Source organism: Dermacoccus sp. BD5, assembly GCF_044878485.1.
Classification (GTDB): domain Bacteria; phylum Actinomycetota; class Actinomycetes; order Actinomycetales; family Dermatophilaceae; genus Dermacoccus; species Dermacoccus nishinomiyaensis.
Genome location: NZ_JANJER010000002.1, coordinates 317,888 through 335,474, shown reverse-complemented (window position 1 = coordinate 335,474; position 17,587 = coordinate 317,888). Strand labels below are relative to the sequence as shown.

General features: G+C 70.2%; 13 protein-coding genes, 1 pseudogene and 1 riboswitch. Of the genes and pseudogenes, 8 read left to right on the top strand and 6 right to left on the bottom strand.

Going from position 1 to position 17,587, the window contains the following annotated elements; all coding sequences use genetic code 11:
- Window positions 1–227: 227 nt before the first annotated feature.
- Window positions 228–1,277, top strand: a complete 1,050-nt coding sequence (locus NQ706_RS03135) for a pirin family protein (protein WP_038570250.1) — start codon at window positions 228–230, stop codon at window positions 1,275–1,277.
- Between the two features lie 81 nt (window positions 1,278–1,358).
- On the opposite strand, the gene NQ706_RS03130 is transcribed toward NQ706_RS03135, so the two are convergent.
- Entirely contained in the window at window positions 1,359–2,000 is a 642-nt protein-coding gene (locus NQ706_RS03130; RefSeq protein WP_038566841.1) for a hypothetical protein, read from the bottom strand.
- Window positions 2,001–2,254: 254 nt separating this feature from the next.
- Here NQ706_RS03130 and NQ706_RS03125 point away from each other — a divergent pair, with 254 nt between their 5' ends.
- Both NQ706_RS03125 and NQ706_RS03120 read left to right on the top strand, forming a co-directional pair.
- The gene (locus tag NQ706_RS03125) at window positions 2,255–3,151 is read left to right on the top strand and encodes a lysoplasmalogenase family protein (RefSeq protein ID WP_051805599.1); all 897 of its coding nucleotides are present in this window, start codon (window positions 2,255–2,257) and stop codon (window positions 3,149–3,151) included.
- Window positions 3,152–3,161: 10 nt separating this feature from the next.
- Window positions 3,162–3,647: a hypothetical protein gene (locus NQ706_RS03120; RefSeq protein WP_038566839.1), complete on the top strand. Its 486-nt coding sequence runs from the start codon at window positions 3,162–3,164 to the stop codon at window positions 3,645–3,647.
- 172 nt (window positions 3,648–3,819) lie between these two features.
- Here the strand turns inward: NQ706_RS03120 and NQ706_RS03115 are convergent, their stop codons facing one another.
- The gene (locus tag NQ706_RS03115) at window positions 3,820–4,233 is read right to left on the bottom strand and encodes a hypothetical protein (protein WP_081873568.1); all 414 of its coding nucleotides are present in this window, start codon (window positions 4,231–4,233) and stop codon (window positions 3,820–3,822) included.
- A 6-nt stretch (window positions 4,234–4,239) separates the two neighbouring features.
- Window positions 4,240–5,286 carry an ATP-dependent 6-phosphofructokinase gene (locus tag NQ706_RS03110; RefSeq protein WP_038566837.1) on the bottom strand — a complete coding sequence of 349 codons (1,047 nt, stop codon included), beginning with the start codon at window positions 5,284–5,286 and terminating at the stop codon, window positions 4,240–4,242.
- A 212-nt stretch (window positions 5,287–5,498) separates the two neighbouring features.
- On the opposite strand from NQ706_RS03110, the gene NQ706_RS03105 reads away from it, so the two are divergent.
- From NQ706_RS03105 to NQ706_RS03095, 3 genes are all read left to right on the top strand, one after another.
- On the top strand, window positions 5,499–9,674 hold the full coding sequence (locus NQ706_RS03105) for a Pls/PosA family non-ribosomal peptide synthetase (RefSeq protein WP_038566835.1): 4,176 nt from the start codon (window positions 5,499–5,501) through the stop codon (window positions 9,672–9,674).
- The gene (locus NQ706_RS03100) at window positions 9,674–11,053 is read left to right on the top strand and encodes a M1 family metallopeptidase (protein WP_038566833.1); all 1,380 of its coding nucleotides are present in this window, start codon (window positions 9,674–9,676) and stop codon (window positions 11,051–11,053) included. The genes NQ706_RS03105 and NQ706_RS03100 overlap by 1 nt, the downstream gene beginning before the upstream one ends.
- 97 nt (window positions 11,054–11,150) lie before the next feature.
- Window positions 11,151–11,993: a thioesterase family protein gene (locus tag NQ706_RS03095; RefSeq protein ID WP_038566831.1), complete on the top strand. Its 843-nt coding sequence runs from the start codon at window positions 11,151–11,153 to the stop codon at window positions 11,991–11,993.
- A gap of 23 nt (window positions 11,994–12,016) precedes the next feature.
- Here the strand turns inward: NQ706_RS03095 and NQ706_RS03090 are convergent, their stop codons facing one another.
- The 3 genes from NQ706_RS03090 to NQ706_RS03080 all read right to left on the bottom strand — a co-directional run bounded on the left by NQ706_RS03090 (window position 12,017) and on the right by NQ706_RS03080 (window position 16,099).
- The gene (locus NQ706_RS03090; RefSeq protein WP_038566829.1) at window positions 12,017–13,180 is read right to left on the bottom strand and encodes an ABC transporter ATP-binding protein; all 1,164 of its coding nucleotides are present in this window, start codon (window positions 13,178–13,180) and stop codon (window positions 12,017–12,019) included.
- Between the two features lie 140 nt (window positions 13,181–13,320).
- Window positions 13,321–14,994 carry an iron ABC transporter permease gene (locus NQ706_RS03085; protein ID WP_081873567.1) on the bottom strand — a complete coding sequence of 558 codons (1,674 nt, stop codon included), beginning with the start codon at window positions 14,992–14,994 and terminating at the stop codon, window positions 13,321–13,323.
- Between the two features lie 10 nt (window positions 14,995–15,004).
- A complete protein-coding gene (locus NQ706_RS03080; RefSeq protein WP_038566827.1) occupies window positions 15,005–16,099 on the bottom strand; it encodes a thiamine ABC transporter substrate binding subunit in 1,095 nt (364 codons plus the stop codon).
- A gap of 55 nt (window positions 16,100–16,154) precedes the next feature.
- Window positions 16,155–16,263: riboswitch (TPP riboswitch) on the bottom strand.
- Between the two features lie 270 nt (window positions 16,264–16,533).
- Here NQ706_RS03080 and NQ706_RS03075 point away from each other — a divergent pair.
- Complete coding sequence (locus tag NQ706_RS03075; RefSeq protein ID WP_006945679.1) at window positions 16,534–16,869, top strand: DUF4235 domain-containing protein; 336 nt, start codon at window positions 16,534–16,536, stop codon at window positions 16,867–16,869.
- A gap of 377 nt (window positions 16,870–17,246) precedes the next feature.
- Window positions 17,247–17,522: pseudogene (locus tag NQ706_RS03070) on the top strand (DUF72 domain-containing protein); the annotation flags it as partial.
- Between the last annotated feature and the right edge of the window lie 65 nt (window positions 17,523–17,587).

Below are 17,587 nucleotides of genomic sequence, written 5' to 3'. Positions count from 1 at the left end.
CTGGGGCACGTGGCCGCGGGGAAGGACAGCGCCTCATTGTGCGCAGGCTGGCCACCCCCTGGGTGCCCCCAGCGCCCCCTGCGCATGATGTTCACCAACTGTTCGCCTGACGTCGTCGACCACGGGCGAAACCGCGGTGGCGGCCGTCCACCTCACCCACCCCGCCAGGCGGAATAGTTGAAATGTAAACTAGGTTGAACCAGGCAACCGATCGCCAGGAGGATCACATGCCCGCCGTCACCGCAGACACGCTCACGTTGCCGCGCCTCGCCGCACCCGCGGCCACGGCCCGCGAGCGCCGCGTCACCCGTCACGTGGCCGGCCCGAAGGGGTACGAGGGCGAGGGTTTCCCGGTCACGCGCGCCTTCGCCGGCATCCCTCACGACGAGCTCGACCCCTTCGTCCACATGGACGAGATGGGCGCCGTCAACTACGCCCCGGGCGAGCCGAAGGGCACCGACTGGCACCCGCATCGCGGTTTCGAGACCGTCACCTACATCATGGACGGGCGCTTCCAGCACCAAGATTCGCACGGTGGTGGCGGCATGATCGAGAACGGCGCAACCCAGTGGATGACGGCCGGTTCGGGCGTGCTGCACATCGAGACACCTCCGGCCGAGCTCGTCGTCTCGGGCGGCTTCTTCCACGGCATCCAGCTGTGGGTCAACCTGCCGGCGGCGCAGAAGTTCGCCGACCCGCGCTACCAGAGCATCGACGGCACGGACTCGGAGCTCGTGACGACGCCCGACGGTGCCGCGCTCATCCGCATCATCGCCGGCTCCATCGGCGGCTTCCGCGGACCGGGCAGCACGCACACGCCGATCACGATGGCGCACGCGACGATCCCGGCAGGTGTGCGCGCCGACATCCCGTGGGAGGCGTCCTACAACGGCCTCGTGTTCGTCCTGTCCGGTTCGGGCACCATCGGCAGCACGCCCGCTGACGGTTCGTCGCCCCGGCCCATCTCGGCGGGTCAGACGATCGTCACGAGCGCCGGTGACCTCTTGACGCTGACCGCCGACGCCCGCCAGGACGTCGAGACCCCGTCGCTCGAGGTGCTGCTGCTCGGCGGTCGCCCCATCAAGGAACCCGTCGTGCAGTACGGTCCCTTCGTCATGAACACGAAGGCGGAGGTCATGGCGGCGTTCGAGGACTTCCGCTCAGGACGCCTCGGCCGCGTCCCCGCGGACGCCCTGCGCCCCTACCGCGCGACGGAGGCCGAACTGCGCGACGCCGTGGCCGCCATGCCGCACGGGGGCAATATCACGAACCCCTGACCACCGCGCCGCCGTCCCCAACTGCGATTTTCGTCCACCCTCGAGGCCGGCTCGTCGCCCACGACGGGCCGGCCGGCGTCGTCACCCAACGGGCAGAGCGGGCATCTGCATGACGAACCACACCGCGAAGCCGCCGGCCAGTGCGAAGGTGACGATCGCGACGACGGTCGTGACCGCGGGCGCCGTCCGAGGGCGTGCGCGCTGACCGCGCGGGGCTCCGATGACCTTCGGCAGCCGCCACACGTAGGCGAGGACGTGCGTCGCGGCGCAGGTGATCCACCCCCAGAACGACGCCTTGTGCAGCGTCAGCCAGATCGTGTCCGGTTCGTACAGCGTCACGATGCCGGTGCCGATGACGCTCGCAGTGAGCACCACGAGCAGCGGCGCAAGCAGTCGCAGGACGATGAACGGTGGCCCTGACGCGACGTAGCGGCCGTCGCGGGTGTAGTAACGCACGAGCCGGTAGCCGGTGGAGGTCAGCTTGACGAGGACGACGACGCCCGCGGCGATGCCCAGCCCCGCATGCCACTCGATGAGCCCCTCGACGTCGAGCAAGGTGATGCCGACGGCGCTCAGGGTGAGGACGAGCGAGGCCCCGAGCGTTGCGGTCAGGCGTGAGTTGGCGACGACGCCGTCGTCCGCGGCGGGCTTGTCGACGCTTTCGGGGCGGAACAGCTCGGCGGGGAAGAGCACCTCGTCGAGCGGTTCGGGCAGGCGATTCATGCGCCGATCATGCGGCCGCGCAGCGAGATGCGCCAACCAGTGCAGGCAAACCTGAGCTCGCCACCTCGTGCTCACTCCGGCGACACAGAACCCGCCTCGCGAAGCTGCCTGCCCGTTATCCACGCCCGCGGGGTCGATATCCACCGCGAGGCCATCGCGAGGCTGCGATGCTGAGGGGACGAGAACGGCGCTGACGCGCCCCGAGATGGAACCCGAGTTCAAGGAGAGATGACGATGACGCACGGTGAGCGGGTATGAAACTGCGTCCTCTGCGCCACCGTCCGGCAGGCCGCGCAATCGCCTCACTTCCCGGCGCGGCCACGCGCCCTGCAATCGCTCGCCTCGCGACGACGCGCCCCTCGGCCGCGGCATACGTCGTCGTCGCTGCGACGACCAGCCTCGGGGCTCTGTTGCCCGACGATCGCCTCCACGCGGTCACCAAGCATCTCGTCGCACCGCTCGCCGCGCTTGACGTCGCGACTCGCCCGGGGGCGTGGACCCCGCGTCGCCGTCCTACGACCGGCACGCTGCTCGTCGCCCTCACCGGCTCGGCCATCGGCGACCACCTCATGCTCGCCGAGTCGCGCAGCGAGGGCGCGGCGGCTCGCCGTCATATGGGTCGCGGCGCGGCCGCATTCGGTGTGCAGCAGCTCGGCCTGCTCACCGTCATGCGCACGCGCGGTCAGCGCTTCACGCCGCGCACGATCGCAGTCGGCGTGACGACGCTCGCCGCGCTCGCCGTGGTCGATCACGTTGCCGCCCAGCGCGATTCAGTCTCGTCGATCGTGCCGGACGACAGCGCTCCGAGCGCCGCTCGCAACCCGGACGCCGCCAGGGTTCAGCCGAGCGCCGCCGAGCCGCGCACGCCCGACGCGCCATCGTCCGCACTGCCCGACCCTGTCGTCGCGACCTACGGGGCGCTCCTCGTCGCCATGGCCATGCTCGCCCAGGACGACGCCCGTACCGCCCGCGGCGGGGCCATCTTCCTCGCGAGCGACGCCCTCATCATCACCCGACAGCTGCTGCCACACAGCAGGCTGCGGCGCGTCGCCGACACCGCCGTCATGGCGACGTACACCACGGCGCTCGCGATGCTCGTCGACGCCTTGGCCGCCGACGACATCACTCCCGCGCGGTGTCACCGCGGGTGATAATGCAGGCATGGCTCTGCAGATCGACTACTTCGCCGCCGCGTCCGACGACGAGGCCGCGGCTCTCGTCAACCTCGAGACGGGCGTGCGCTCGATCCCGTTCGACGACGAATCCGACGCTCCGGCAGTCGAATACGACGTCGTCCCCTCCCAGGTCGTTGATCCGGGCCTCGCACTCGGCTACCTCAACGAGCTGTTGACGGGCGTGCCCGTCGAGGAGTTCGTGACGAACGGCTGGCCCGCGCTCGTCGCGACGAGCGACGACGAGCAGAAGTTCGTCCTGCAGGTCGACCCGGGATTCGTCGCGCTCATGTCCACGCGCGAGGGGCCGTTCGACGACCTCGCCGCCCAATGGGCCGCCGTCGAAGCACCCGAGGACGCCGACGAGTGGGACGCCGACCCGCGTGAACTCGGCGAGTTCCTGGCCCAGTTCGTCGCGCTCGCGCTGACGGCCGGCGACGAGGGCAAGCACGTCTACTGCTGGCTGTGGCCCTGACGGGTCTGGGTGCTCGCTGGCCCGGAGCCGCAGGAGACGCCCGCCGGGTGGCAGGTCACTCACACATAGGCGCGCAACTGCGTGCCTCCCTGTTCGTCAGTCGCCATCCTGCATCACGCGAGGCCACCACAGCGCGCCATGCGAGGCCGCCACGGCGCATCACGCGCAGCGATCACCTCGCAAGATCCTCCCGCGACAGCGCACGGTAGGCGTGCCAGGCCGGTTCCTCGTACGGGTGCGCGGCGAGCATGGCGTCGAGCGCCCGCACGGCGTCGCGACGCGGGCACACGACTTCGATGCGCTGCTCCTGCACGACCTCGGGGCGCCCTACGGCGCCGATGTGCGGCTGCGCGCCGGCGAGCGGTTCGAAGCGCCCTTCGCCGGTGACGCTGAACGAGCACGCGCGGTAGTCTCCGATCGCACCCGCCCCGGCCCGCGCCGCAGCGTCACGCACCGCGTCGACGTGGCTGACAGGGGCGAACACGACGATGACGACGAGGTCGTCCCGGCCGCCCGCACCCCCGTCACCCGCGCCGAGATACTTGCCCCCACGCCGGACGGCACGCGCCCAGCGCGTCTCATGCACCGTCGATCACCCGAACAGGACGGCTGCCTCGTCCCACTGCTTGCGCGGGACGGTCTTGAGCTCCTTCGTCGCCTCGGCCATCGGCACCGTCACGATGTCGATGCCCGAGAGCGCCACCATCTGACCCCACTTGCGCTGCATGACGGCGTCGATGGCGGCGTGCCCGAAACGCGTCGCGAGCACGCGGTCGTAGGCCGTCGGCACACCGCCGCGCTGCAGGTGGCCGAGCGTTGCGGCGCGCGTCTCGATGCCGGTTGAGCGTTCGATGAGCGGTGCGAGCGCCTCACCGATGCCACCGAGGCGCGGGCGTCCTGCGGCGTCGAGGCCACGTTCGGCCGCGATGTCCTCGAGCTCGCCCTTGTCGTTCTTCAGCTGGAACCCCTCGGACACGACGACGACAGGCGCACGCCCGCGCGCCTGCGTCAGCAGTACCCACTCGGTGATCTGCTCGAGCGTCACCGACACCTCGGGGATGAGGATGGCGTGGGCGCCGCTCGCGAGCCCGGCGTGCAGCGCGATCCAGCCGACGTGACGGCCCATGACCTCGACGACCATGCAGCGGTGGTGCGCCTCCGTCGTCGTGCGCAGTCGGTCGATCGACTCGGTCGCGATGGAGACGGCGGTGTCGAACCCGAACGTGTAGTCGGTGCCCGACAGGTCGTTGTCGATGGTCTTCGGCACACCGACGATGGGAAGCCCGTCAGCCGCGAGACGCGCGGCACCCGACAGCGTGCCCTCGCCTCCGATCGCAATGATCCCCTCCATGCCGTGCCGTTCCATGACGGCGCGGATCGCGTCGGGGCCTCCGACGCCGTCGATGCCGTTGTAGGGGTGCGTTCGGGAGGTGCCGAGGATGGTGCCCCCCTCCTTGGACAGCCCACGCACGCGACGGCGTGGAAGGGAGAACACGTCGTCGACGATGAGGCCGCGCCACCCGTCACGGATGCCGGCGAACTCCTGCTCATAGATCTTGTCGCCCTTCATCACCGCGCCACGGATGACGGCGTTGAGGCCGGGGCAGTCGCCGCCAGAGGTCAGGATGCCGATGCTCATGCGCCTAGTTTCTCCCATGCGCGGCGGCAGGGGGCGCCCGCACCGCCGGGTGGGACGTCGCGTCTCTCCCTACGGACGAGTAGACCCGCAGCCATGTGGATGGGACGGCAGCCGACGCGACGCATCGCGCGTGCGCGGAGGACACCCGTCGGGAGGAGCGTTGCCCATTACGATGAGGTGTCACCACACCTCGACGGCAGGAATCCGTGAGCATGACGCGCCCCGACGACACGACGCCTCAAGCCCCTGTTCCCCCCGAGCCGGAGGCTGCGGCGCCAGAGCCATCCGGAACCCGCGACCCGTTGCTGCGTGGCGATCTGGCTCCCGCGCCGCGCACACTCGTCGACATCCTGCGCGCGAGCGTCGCCGCGCACCCGGACGACTCGGCCGTCGACAACGGCCAGGACGTGCTGACGTACGCCGAATTCGCCCAGGCCGCAGAGCAGTTCGCCGACGCCCTGCACGAGCTGGGCATCGGTTCGGGTGAGCGCATCGGCATCCGCATCCCGTCGGGAACCCTTGATCTGTACGTCGCGATCGCGGGGACGCTCGTCGCGGGCTGCGCGTACGTGCCGGTCGACTTCGACGACCCCGACGAGCGCGCCGACACCGTCTTCGGCGAGGCCGACGTCGCCGCCATCGTCGGCAAGGACCTCGTCATCAGCCCCCGCGCGCCGCACGCCGACGACGCCGCGGCGCACGACGACGTGCGCACCGGCGACCCTGCCCTCACCGACGACGCGTGGATCATCTTCACCTCGGGTTCGACGGGCAAACCGAAGGGCGTCGCCGTCACGCATCGCAACGCTGCGGCGTTCGTCGACGCCGAGGCCAACCTGTTCCTGCAGAACGCACCCATCGGGCCGGGTGATCGCGTCATGGCGGGTCTGTCCGTCGCGTTCGACGCGAGCTGCGAGGAGATGTGGCTCGCGTGGCGCTACGGCGCCTGCCTCGTGCCGGCACCGCGCAGCCTCGTGAAGTCGGGCATGGATCTGGGGCCGTGGCTGACGGCGAACGACATCACGATCATCTCGACGGTGCCGACGCTCGTCGCGCTGTGGCCGCACGAGGCGATCAAGGACGTCCGCCTCGTCATCCTCGGCGGCGAGGCGTGCCCGCCCGAGATCGGGGCCCGTCTCGCGACCGAGGCCCGCGAGGTGTGGAATACCTACGGCCCGACGGAGGCGACCGTCGTCGCCTGCGCCGCGCAGCTGACGGGTGAGCCACCCGTGCGCATCGGCTTGCCCCTCGACGGGTGGGATCTCGCCGTCGTCGACTCCGAGGGCAACCCCGTGCCGCAGGGTGAGGCGGGCGAGCTCATCATCGGCGGCGTCGGCCTCGCGCGCTACCTCGATCCGGCCAAGGACGCGGAGAAGTACGCGCCGATGCCGACGCTCGGGTGGGAGCGCGCGTACCGAAGCGGCGACATCGTCGTCAACGATCCGATCGGTCTGACGTTCCAGGGCCGCGCCGACGACCAGATCAAACTCAACGGCCGACGCATCGAGCTCGGCGAGGTCGACTCCGCGCTGCTGCAGCTGCCGCACGTCAGTGGTGCGGCTGCGGCGGTGCGTACCTCGGAGACGGGCAACAAGCTGCTCGTCGGCTACCTCACCGTCAAGGACGGCTTCGACCGCAAGGCCGCCACCGCGCACCTGCGCGAGACGATGCCCGCGGCGCTCGTGCCGCAGCTCGCCGTCGTCGACACGCTGCCGACGCGCACCTCCGGCAAGATCGACCGCGATGCGCTGCCGTGGCCCCTCGAGATCCCGACGGGTGACGGCGACGGCGAGACGTTCACGGGCACCGCGGCGCGGCTGCAGGAGCTGTTCGCCAGCATCCTGGGCACTCCCCCGACGTCGCCGGACGACAACTTCTTCGACCTCGGCGGCGGCTCGCTGACGGCGGCGCAGCTCGTCGCGCGGCTGCGTGAGACGAACCCGGAGATCACCGTCGCCGACGTCTACGAGGCGAACTCGATCACCGAACTCGCCGCGACGATCGACCAGATGTCCTCTCCCACCGGGCGATTGAACGACAACGTCGTCAAGGTGCGCCGCAGCACGCAGAGGTTGCAGGTCGTCGCGTCGCTCGCGGTACGCCAGTTCTCGGCGCTGCGTTGGCTGACGTGGTTGGGTGCCGGCGCTAACCTCGCGCACGCCTGCGGCATGACGTGGGTGCCGACGCTGAGCTGGTGGTGGATCCTCGTGGGCTGGGTGCTGTTCGTCGCCCCGCCGGGGCGCATGCTGCTGGCCGCCGGATTCGCCCGCACCATCCTCGCGGGGGTGACGCCGGGCGCGTACAGCCGCGGTGGACGCACCCACCTGCGCGTCTGGCTCGCCGAACGCATCGCCGACGAACTGGGCGCCACCAACCTCGCCGGTGCGCCGCTCGTCAAGTTCTACGGCCGCCTGCTCGGCTGCGACATCAAGAAGCACGTCGACCTGCACAGCCTGCCGCCCGTCACCGGCTTCCTCACGCTCGGCAAGGGCTGCTCGATCGAGCCCGAGGTGGAGCTGCGCGGGCACTGGATCGACGGTGACACGTTCCATCTCGGACGCATCGAGGTCGGACCGAACGCCCGCGTCGGCACGCGCTCGACGCTGCTGCCCGGCGCCCGCGTCGGCAAGCGCGCGGAGATCGCCCCCGGTTCGGGCGTGTTCGGTCGCGTGCCCGCCGACCAGCTCTGGTCCGGGGCGCCCGCCGAGCACATCGGCACCGCACGCGGCCCGTGGGACGAGCAGGCGCCGCCGAACAAGCCGATCTGGCTCGTCGCGTACGGCGCGACGGGCATGGCTGCGTCGCTCATCCCCGCGGTGGGTTCGGCGGCCGGGCTGGCCGTGCTGTGGCCCTGGCTGCGTCACGCCGACTCGGTCGCGGACATCGCCCGCATCGGCGCGATCGGCGTCATCCCGGCGACGCTCGTCGGTTTCGTCGTCACGGCCCTCGTCATCCTGGCTGCGGTGCGCGCCCTCGGCCGCGGCCTCGTCGCCGGCCACCACGCGATTCACGGCGGTCAGGGCTGGCGCGCGTGGACGACCATGCGCATCCTCGACGAGGCCCGCACCTGGCTGTTCCCGCTCTACTCGAGCACGCTGACGCCGAACTGGCTGCGCGCGCTCGGCGCGAAGATCGGACGTGAGGTCGAGGCCTCGACCGTGCTCATGCTGCCGAAGATGGCGGACGTCGGCGAGGGCGCGTTCCTCGCCGACGACACCCTCGTCGCCAACTACGAACTCGGCGGCGGCTGGATTCGCATCGCGCCCGTCAAGGTCGGCAAGGGTGCCTTCATCGGCAACTCGGGCATGGCCGCGCCCGGGCGCAAGGTGCCGAAGCGCGGCCTCGTCGCCGTACTGTCGGCCGCGCCCGCACGCGGGGCGGCGAAGAAGGGCACGAGCTGGCTCGGCTCGCCGCCGCAACGTCTGCGCCGCCAGGCCGGTGAGACGGACGCCTCCCGTACCACCGCGCCGCCGACGAAGCTGCGTGTCGCGCGCGCCGTCGTCGAGGCGCTGCGGATCATCCCGCAGTCGCTGCACTCGGCGCTCATCGCCGGTGCAGCGCTGACGATGCTGTGGGTCGCCGACACGCACTCGTGGTGGCTGGCAGCGCTGACGGCAGGATTCGTGCTCGTCGGCTTCGGCGCGCTCGGCGGGGCGTCCGCCGTCATCGCGAAGTGGCTACTGGTCGGGCGCCTGCGCGTCACCGAATACCCGCTGTGGAGTTCATTCGTGTGGCGCAACGAACTCGCCGACACGTTCACCGAGGTCGTCGCCGCGCCCTGGCTCATCCGCGCCAACGGCGGCACGCCGGTGCTCAACCTGTGGCTGCGCGCGATGGGAGCGAAGATCGGCCACGGCGTGTGGTGCGAGACGTACTGGCTGCCCGAAGCCGACCTCATCCGCCTCGGCGACGGCGCCTGCGTCAACTCGGGTTGTGTCGTGCAGACTCACCTGTTCCACGACCGCATCCTCGCGATGGACACCGTCACCCTCGGCGCCGGCGCGACGCTCGGCCCGAACAGCGTCGTCCTGCCCGCCGCGAAGATCGGCACGCACGCGACCGTCGGGCCGACGTCCCTCGTCATGCGCGGCGAGAGCGTGCCGGACAAGACCCGCTGGCTCGGCAATCCCATCGGCCCGTGGATCGAGGACGAGAACCCCGCCGACGCCCGCCGCGACGGCGGCGAGATGGAAACCGACGACGCCGTCGCGCACGATGACGAAGCGGCGCGTACTTCGCAGGGCGCGACCCACGTCGAGTTCCACGACGAACCGTCCTCACCGGTAGCATCCGACGAGCACCCCGGTGACGGGCAGCCCGTCACGAACGGCGCCTCCTTCGAGGTACGCGACGCCACGCCGACCGCACGACCCGAAAGAGATTCCTGATGTTCAGCAGCACTCCGAGCGGCGGCGCCGACCCCTACGTCCCGGGTCACGGTGATCTGGCGTTCGGCGTCGATTCCTACGATCTGACCCTCGACTACACGCCCGCCGGTAACCGTCTCGACGCCACGGCCGTGCTCGCCTGCCGCATCGTCGACGACGTGCCGGAGGCCTCGCTCGACGACGGCGGGGTGCGCCGGATCGAACTCGACCTGCATCACCGACTCAAGGTCGCGAAGCTGACGGTGTCGGGCGCGAAGATGGCGCGGTTCGGCCAGGAGCGTTCGCGGCTGTTCATCCGGTTCGCGCAGCCGCTCGCGCCGGGCGCGCGCTTCACCGTCACCGTCGCCTACAAGGGTTCGCCCGGTCCGATGCGCGGGCTCGACGGCGACGCGGGCTGGGAGGAGCTGGAGAACGGCGTCATCGTCGCGTCGCAGCCCCACGGTTCGCCGACGTGGTTCCCGTGCAACGACCGTGCCGCGGACAAGGCCGTCTACCGCTTCGCCGTGACGACGGATGCCGAGTACCACGTCGTCGCCAATGGCACTCTGCTGCGCCGCCGTCACACGGGCCGACGTGCGACGTGGACGTACGAGTGCACAGCACCCATGTCTCCGTACCTGGCGACGTTGCAGATCGGGCCGTACCAGACCCGTCAGATCCAGGCGAAGCCGACGGACGTCCGCCTCGTCTTCCCGCCTCGTCTGCGTGAGCCGGTCCGGGAGGCGTTCTCCGAGCAGCTGCACATGATCGATTTCTTCTCCTCGCGCTTCGGCGCGTACCCCTTCGCCTCATACACGGCCGTCATCACCGACGACCCGCTCGAGATCCCCCTCGAGTCGCAGACGTTGTCGACGTTCGGCTCGAACTTCGCGAACCGCGGCTGGGACGCACAGCGCCTCATCGCGCACGAACTCGCGCACCAGTGGTTCGGCAACGCCGTGACGGCGGCGTCGTGGGAGGACATCTGGCTCCACGAGGGCTTCGCCTGCTACAGCGAGTGGCTGTGGAGCGAGGAGATCCATCTCGGGAGCGCCGACCAGCGGGCGCGCGAGGCGTGGCTGCGCCTGTCGCGGCTGCCGCAGGATCTGCGCCTGCACGATCCGGGCCCGAAGGACATGTTCGACGACCGCGTCTACAAGCGCGGAGCGCTGACGCTGCACGCCCTTCGCCTGACGATGGGTGACGCCGCGTTCTTCACGCTGCTGCAGCGATGGGTGTCCGAGAACACCGGCAAGACGGTGACGACGCAGCAGTTCGTGCGGCTCGCGGACGAGGTGGCTGCCGCAGCCGGCGTCGAACCCGTGGGCGCCCTCATCGCCGAGTGGCTCGAGACCCTCCCCCTGCCGCAGCTGCCTGGGCCAGGCTCCACGCGCGTCTGACCCGCTCGAGCCATTGAATGTGGACAGGAATCGCAGATGGGTACGCGGCGCCGCCACCGAAGCGATCCAGGTCACACCAGATGGGTAGGGTGAGGGCATGCCAGCTGATGCACCTGAGCTTCCTGCGTTCACGCCGCGCGAGGACGTCGACACCTACTTCATCCCCCGCCTCGAGACCCCCGAAGGAGCCCCCGAGGGCGCGCGCCTGTTCGATCCGACGATCCACGTGCAGGGCGCCTGGAACGAGGGCGAGCAGCACCTCGCCGCGTCGGCAGGGCTCATGGTGCACTGCATCGAACAGCACGAGCCGCGCGACGACATGCAGCTTGCGAAGATCACCTTCGACGTCCTCGGCTTCATCCCGCTGCGTCCGACGCTCGTGTCGGTGCGCACGATTCGCCCCGGCCGCACGATCGAACTCGTCGAAGCCACGTTCAGCGTCGACGGACGAACCATCATCGTCGGGCGCGCGTGGCGTCTGTCGAAGCAGGATTCCTCACCGGTGGCGGGCGCCGACGTGCCCACCATGCCGCCCCTCGAAGAATGCACCCCCTACAGCATGTCGAGCATGTGGCCGGGCGGCTTCATCCACTCCCTCGACGGTTACGAGGCCGAACCTTACGTGCCGGGCCGACACCGCGTCTGGCTGCGCACGCAGCTGCCGATCGTCATGGGTGAACAGGTCACCCCGACGACGCACTTCCTCTCCGTCATCGACGGCGCCAACGGCATCGCCGTCCGCGTCGATCCGCGCGAGTGGATGTACCCCAACGTCGATTTGACGGTGCACCTCTTCCGCCAACCCGACCCCACCGCAACGGGATTCGACACCACCGTCGCGATGGGCGAGAGCGGGCTCGGCGTCACGATGACGTCACTGCACGACGTCCACGGCCCCGTCGGACGCATCGCGCAGAGCCTGACGGTCCGCAAGCTCTGACGCGCGATGTTGCCCGGGAATCTTCAGTGGGTGAACTGCACGCCCTGGGAGGCGTCGAGCACGACGCCGACGCGGGCGCCGGGCTCGAGCGCGGCCGGTTCGACGTCGCCGGGGTAGGCCACGGCAGCCAGCTCCAGCGTGGGCAGCGCATCGAGCCGGACGCTCACGCGCGTCAACTCGTCCGCCACCGCGCTGTGCACGATGCTCGCCGCCAGCGCGCGGGGGGCCCGGGCGTCACGCGCTCCGGCCGCTTCGCCCCACGAGGAACCATGTGTCGCCCCGGCGTCACGCATTGCGACACCGTCCCCCGAAGAGGAGCCGGACGCCGTTCCTGTCGCAACCACCCGTAGCGCACTCTGACGCAACTTCCAACGCCCCGGCGCGAGGCCCACCGCTGCCGCCTCGTCGGGGTCCAGGGTCGTCGTGAAGCCGAGGAAATCGGCGGTGTCTTCGTCGGACGGCGCGGCCCACACCTCACGCGCGGCACCGTGCTGGACGATGCGTCCGTCGCGCATGACGGCGATGTCGTCGGCGACGGTGAGCGCCTCGCCGTGATCGTGCGTGACGAACAGTGCGGTAGCGCTCTCGGCCGTGAGGATGGCCCGCAGATCGGTCGACAACCGCTCGCGCAGGCCTCTGTCGAGGGCCGAGAGCGGCTCGTCGAGGAGCAACAACCGCGGTCGCACCGCGAGGGCCCGCGCGAGCGCCACACGCTGCTGTTGACCGCCGGACAGCGTTGCGGGAGAACGCTTCTCGTAGCCAGGCAGCCCGACGAGGTCGAGCAGTTGCCCGACGCGTGCGGCCTGCTCGGCGCGCCCCACACCACGTCGCGCCAGCCCGTAGGCGACATTCGCGGCGACGTCGAGGTGCCCGAACAGTTGGCCGTCCTGGAACATCAGCGCGAAGTCGCGCTTGTGCGTCGGCACACGCGTCACGTCGTCGCCGTCGAAGCTGACGCGCCCCGCGTCGAGACGCTGCAGCCCCGCGACGGCGCGCAGCAGCGTCGACTTGCCGCAGCCGCTCGGGCCGAGGACGGCGAGCACGCGCCCGGCGTCGACGGTGACATCGACGTCGTCGAGCGCCGGTGACTCCTGGCCGGCGAACGTCACGCGGGCGCCGCTGACGACGAGCCCGCGCGCCGCCTCCGCGGCCCGCTCACCATCGGCCCGCTCGCCACCAGACGTCATCCCCTCGGACCGCGTCCCACCGGCTCGCAACCCGTCGGACCTCTCTCCACCAGACGGCATCCCGTTGGCCCGCTCTTCACCGACCGGCGCCCCACCAGCCCACGCCGGACCGGCGTCGCCTCGCCTGGGTCGTCCCACCATCAGCCCATCCTCCCTGCGGCGACGCCGCCGATCTTGTCGACGGCCACCATGACGAGGCCAGTCACGGCTGCGAGCACGACGGACGCTGCCATCGCGCCACCGAAGTTGGCGTCACCGGGGCGCCCGATCAGCTGGTAGATGACGACGGGCAACGTCGGCGAATCAGGTTGCGCGAGAAAGGCCGTCGCGCCGAACTCGCCGAGCGAAACCGCGAGCGCGAACCCGGCTGCCGCGACGAAGGGTCGCCACAGCACCGGCAGATCCGCCGTCATCCATGCCCGGACCGGCGAGGCCCCGAGCGCGGCGGCCGCCTCGCGCGGACGGGGGTCCAGCGAGCGCAGCACGGGCGTCAGCGTGCGCACGACGAGCGGCAGCGCGACCATTGCCTGCGCGATCGGAATGAGCGCTGACGACGAACGCAGGTCGAGAGGCGGCCGGTCGAGCGTGATGAGGAAACCGAAACCGACGGTCACGGCCGAGACGCCGAGCGGCAGCATGAACGCCGCGTCGAGCAGCCGGACGACACTCCGCCCCTTCGGGCTCGCCGCGCGCCACGACACGACGACGCAGACGCACACCCCCAGCACGAGCGCGAGCAACGCAGCGTCGATCGCGATGCGCCAGCTCTGCGAGAGCGCACCGACGACCCCGAGGTCACCCAATCCGCGATAGTGCTGCACCGTCCAGCCGCCATCGGAACGCAGCGAGCGCACGAGCAGCGTCACCAGCGGCGCCAGGATGAGCGCCCCGACAGCGGCGGTGAGCGTCAGGGCAGCCACGTCACCGCGCCCAGGACGTCGCAGCGCCGTCTGCTGCGTCACGCCACGCCGCACCCGCTCGTCATGACGCCCGATGCGCGAGCGTTCGCTGACGACGAGCAGCGCCGCGACGAGGACGAACTGCGTCACCGACAGCACCGCCGCGGCTCGCAGGTCGAGGAATTCGACGGTGAGGGAGTAGATCTCCGTCTCGAGCGTCGAGTAGCGCAGGCCACCGAGCATGAGGACGATGCCGAACGCCGTCGAGCAGAACAGAAACACGACGCTCGCGGCGCTGACGACGGCGGGGCGCAGCTGCGGCCACGTCACCGTCCGGAAGACCTCCCGCGGTGATGCCCCGAGTGCCGCCGCCGACTCCGCCGTGCGCGGGTCGAGCGACGCCCACATCGGCCCGACGGTGCGCACGACGACGGACACGTTGAAGAACACCATCGCGAGCAGCACCGGCTGCCACGAGCCGTCCCAGCCCAACCAGGCAAGCGGGCCGCCGTCGGCGAACAGCGACCGGAACGCGACGCCGACGACGACCGTCGGCAGGACGAACGGCAGGACGACGAGCGCGCGCCACACCCCCGCCCCCGGCACGCGCAGCCGGTACAGGGCGTGCGCGACGGGCACACCGAGCAGCACCGAGCACGCCGTCGCGAGCGCCGCCATCCACACGGTGAACCACAGCACGCGCAGGATGCGCGGGCGCGTCAGGACGTCCGTGAATCCGCCCAGATCGACGTGCCGACCCGGCGCGAGCCCACGCACCGCCATCGCTGCGACGGGCCACGCGAAGAAGATCGCGAGGAACACGAGCGGGACGACGGCAAGCGCGGCCATGACGAACGGCGCGCGAGCGCCCCGGGCTCGTGCGCCGCGACGCAGACCATCACGGGTGCCGTTCATCGCTCGGGCGTCACTTGGACGTGACGTCCTTCCACTTCGTCAGCCATTCGGAACGGTTCTTGTCGATGTCGGCGGGCGACACCTCGATCGGCTTCGTCGGCTGCTTCGCGTTCGCCGCCCACGCCTTGGGCAGTTCGACGTTCGAGTCGACGGGGAAGACGTACATCGAGTCGGGCAGCGACTTCTGGAAGCTCGCACCGTTCATGAAGTCGATGAGCGCCTTCGCGCCGTCGGGGTTCTTCGCCCCCTTGAGCACACCGGCGTACTCGGTCGATCGGAAGCACGTGTCGAGCAGCGCCGACGTCGTCGACGTGCCCGCCTTGTCGACGGTGAACGCCGGCGAGCTGTCGTAGCTGACGACGATCGGACGCTTGCCCTTGCCACTGCCGCTGAAGTCGACCTCGTACGCGTCGCTCCAGCCCGACGTCAGCTTGAGCCCGTTCGCCATGAGCTTCTTCCAGTACGCCTCCCAGCCGTCCTGGCCGTAGTGGCCGACGGTCGCGAGGAAGAACGCCATGCCCGGCGAGCTCGACGACGCGCCCGGCGCGACCATGAGGTTCTTGTACTCGGGCTTGACGAGGTCGTCGAACGAAGCGGGCTTCGTCTTGTGGTTCTTCGTGAACCACGCGTCGTCGACGTTGACGCACACCGACGCGGTGTCGATCGGCGCCAGCTGCCCCTTGCCCTGGCCGTCCGGCAGCTCGTACTTCGACGCCGACGCAGGCGCGCCCTTCGGGCTGTACGGCTCGAGGACGTCGTTCGTGGCGACACGCGAGGCGAACGTGTTGTCGATGCCGAACACGACGTCACCGAGCGGGTTGTTCTTGCTCAGCACGAGCTTGTTCGCGAGCTCACCGGCGTCACCGGACTTCACGACCTTGACGGTGTAGCCCGTCTGCTTCGTGAACTCGGCCATGACGTTCTTGTCGGGCGCCCACGACTCGTGCGTCACCAACGTGACCGTCTTCGACGCGCCCGAACCCGACGCACCCGAGCCGCCCGCCGAACTCGACTTCGACCCCGACGAGTTGTTGTCGACGCTGCACGCCGCCAGCGCACCCACGCACGCGAGCGCCAGCACGGCGCGGCCACCACGAGACATCATGTGAACGTTCCTCCTCACGGCCAGTGAGGGACGTCGTCGCCCGCACGTACGCGCGACGAGTGAGAACTCGACTTCCTCCGCCGGTGCTAACCGGGTCAGGTTCGAGGGTTTGGTGCCGGGTGCGGCACGATCTCAGCGCACACTGCGCTCCCCTGTCGTTCGAGCGCGAGATTAGCACCGACCACCGACGGACGACACGCTTCGGCCCGCTTCGCACTCCGGCATCCCCGCTGACGGCTCGTGCGCACCTCACGCCGACGCCCGATCCCCCGTGCAAGAGGCGACCGCCACGACGCCCACCCCCGTCAGACCGGGCCGATGACCATGCCGACTGGCGCAGCGACACATGCACGCGCGAGGATGGACCCAAGACATCAACGGCCCGAGGCTCGACGACGCCTCACGACGGCCGACGACACGTAAGGGGAAACACCATGGGCAACCTCGTGTGGAAGGTGCTGAGCATGGGCGCCGGCATCGTCGCGAGCAAGATCGCGACGACCACCGCCACCAAGACGTGGAAGATGACGACCGGCAAGAGCCCGCGCAGCGCGAAGGACCCGAACGCCAGCATCATCGAAGCCGCGATCTACGCCGCCATCTCCACCGGCGCACTCGCCGCCGCGAAGATGTACGCCGAACGCCGCGCCGCCGACTACTTCACCAAGTCCGCCGGCCACCCGCCGCAGGCCCTCGTCAAGCGCGCCGAAGAAGAAGCCAAGGAAGCCCAGAAGGGCAAGAGCCAGGCGCCCGTCGTCGTCATGAAGTAATTCCCCTTCGTCCGCTTTCCGGCGTGGGAGCCTCGCGGGCTCGGCTCCCACGCTCGGTGCAGCAGACTCGGGGGCGTCCATGTCGCGCATGGAGCCGTCCGCTTGGAGGGTCAGGTTCTGCCTGGCCCTCCTCGCGTGTCTCGGGCCGACGCATCACTGAGCGTCGCGAATTTCGTCCACACCGACGAATCACGTCCACATTTGCGATTCACGTCCACCTCGGCGAACATCGTCCACATTCACGTCCCGGCCGAACGTCACGCCGCGCTCCGGTGGCATCTGACGACATGAGCACGGCCACCCGAGCGCAACTGCGCCTCGGCACGTCAGGGGGGACGTAAGCCGCCTGGAAAGGCACCGTCCACCCCGCAGGCGTCGCCGACCGCGTGCGCCTCGAGTACTACGCGGCGAACCTCTTCGACACCGTCGAACTCAACGCCAGCTACTACCGCTGGCCGGCACTCACGAGCCTCGAGGGCTGGCACCGCCGCCTACCCGGCGGGTTCCGCATGACCGTCAAGGCATGGGCAACCGGCATCAACGGCTGGCTCACCGAGGGACGCACCGTCTGGGCGTACTTCAACAACGACATCGACTGCGCCGCCGTCGCCAACGCGCAGACCCTGGGCCGCTTCGTCCACGACCGCACGTGACCGATCAGCCCTGCTTCACCCATGCGGCCCCTCACCTCGCCCGCCATCGCCCGAGATCCGCCCAC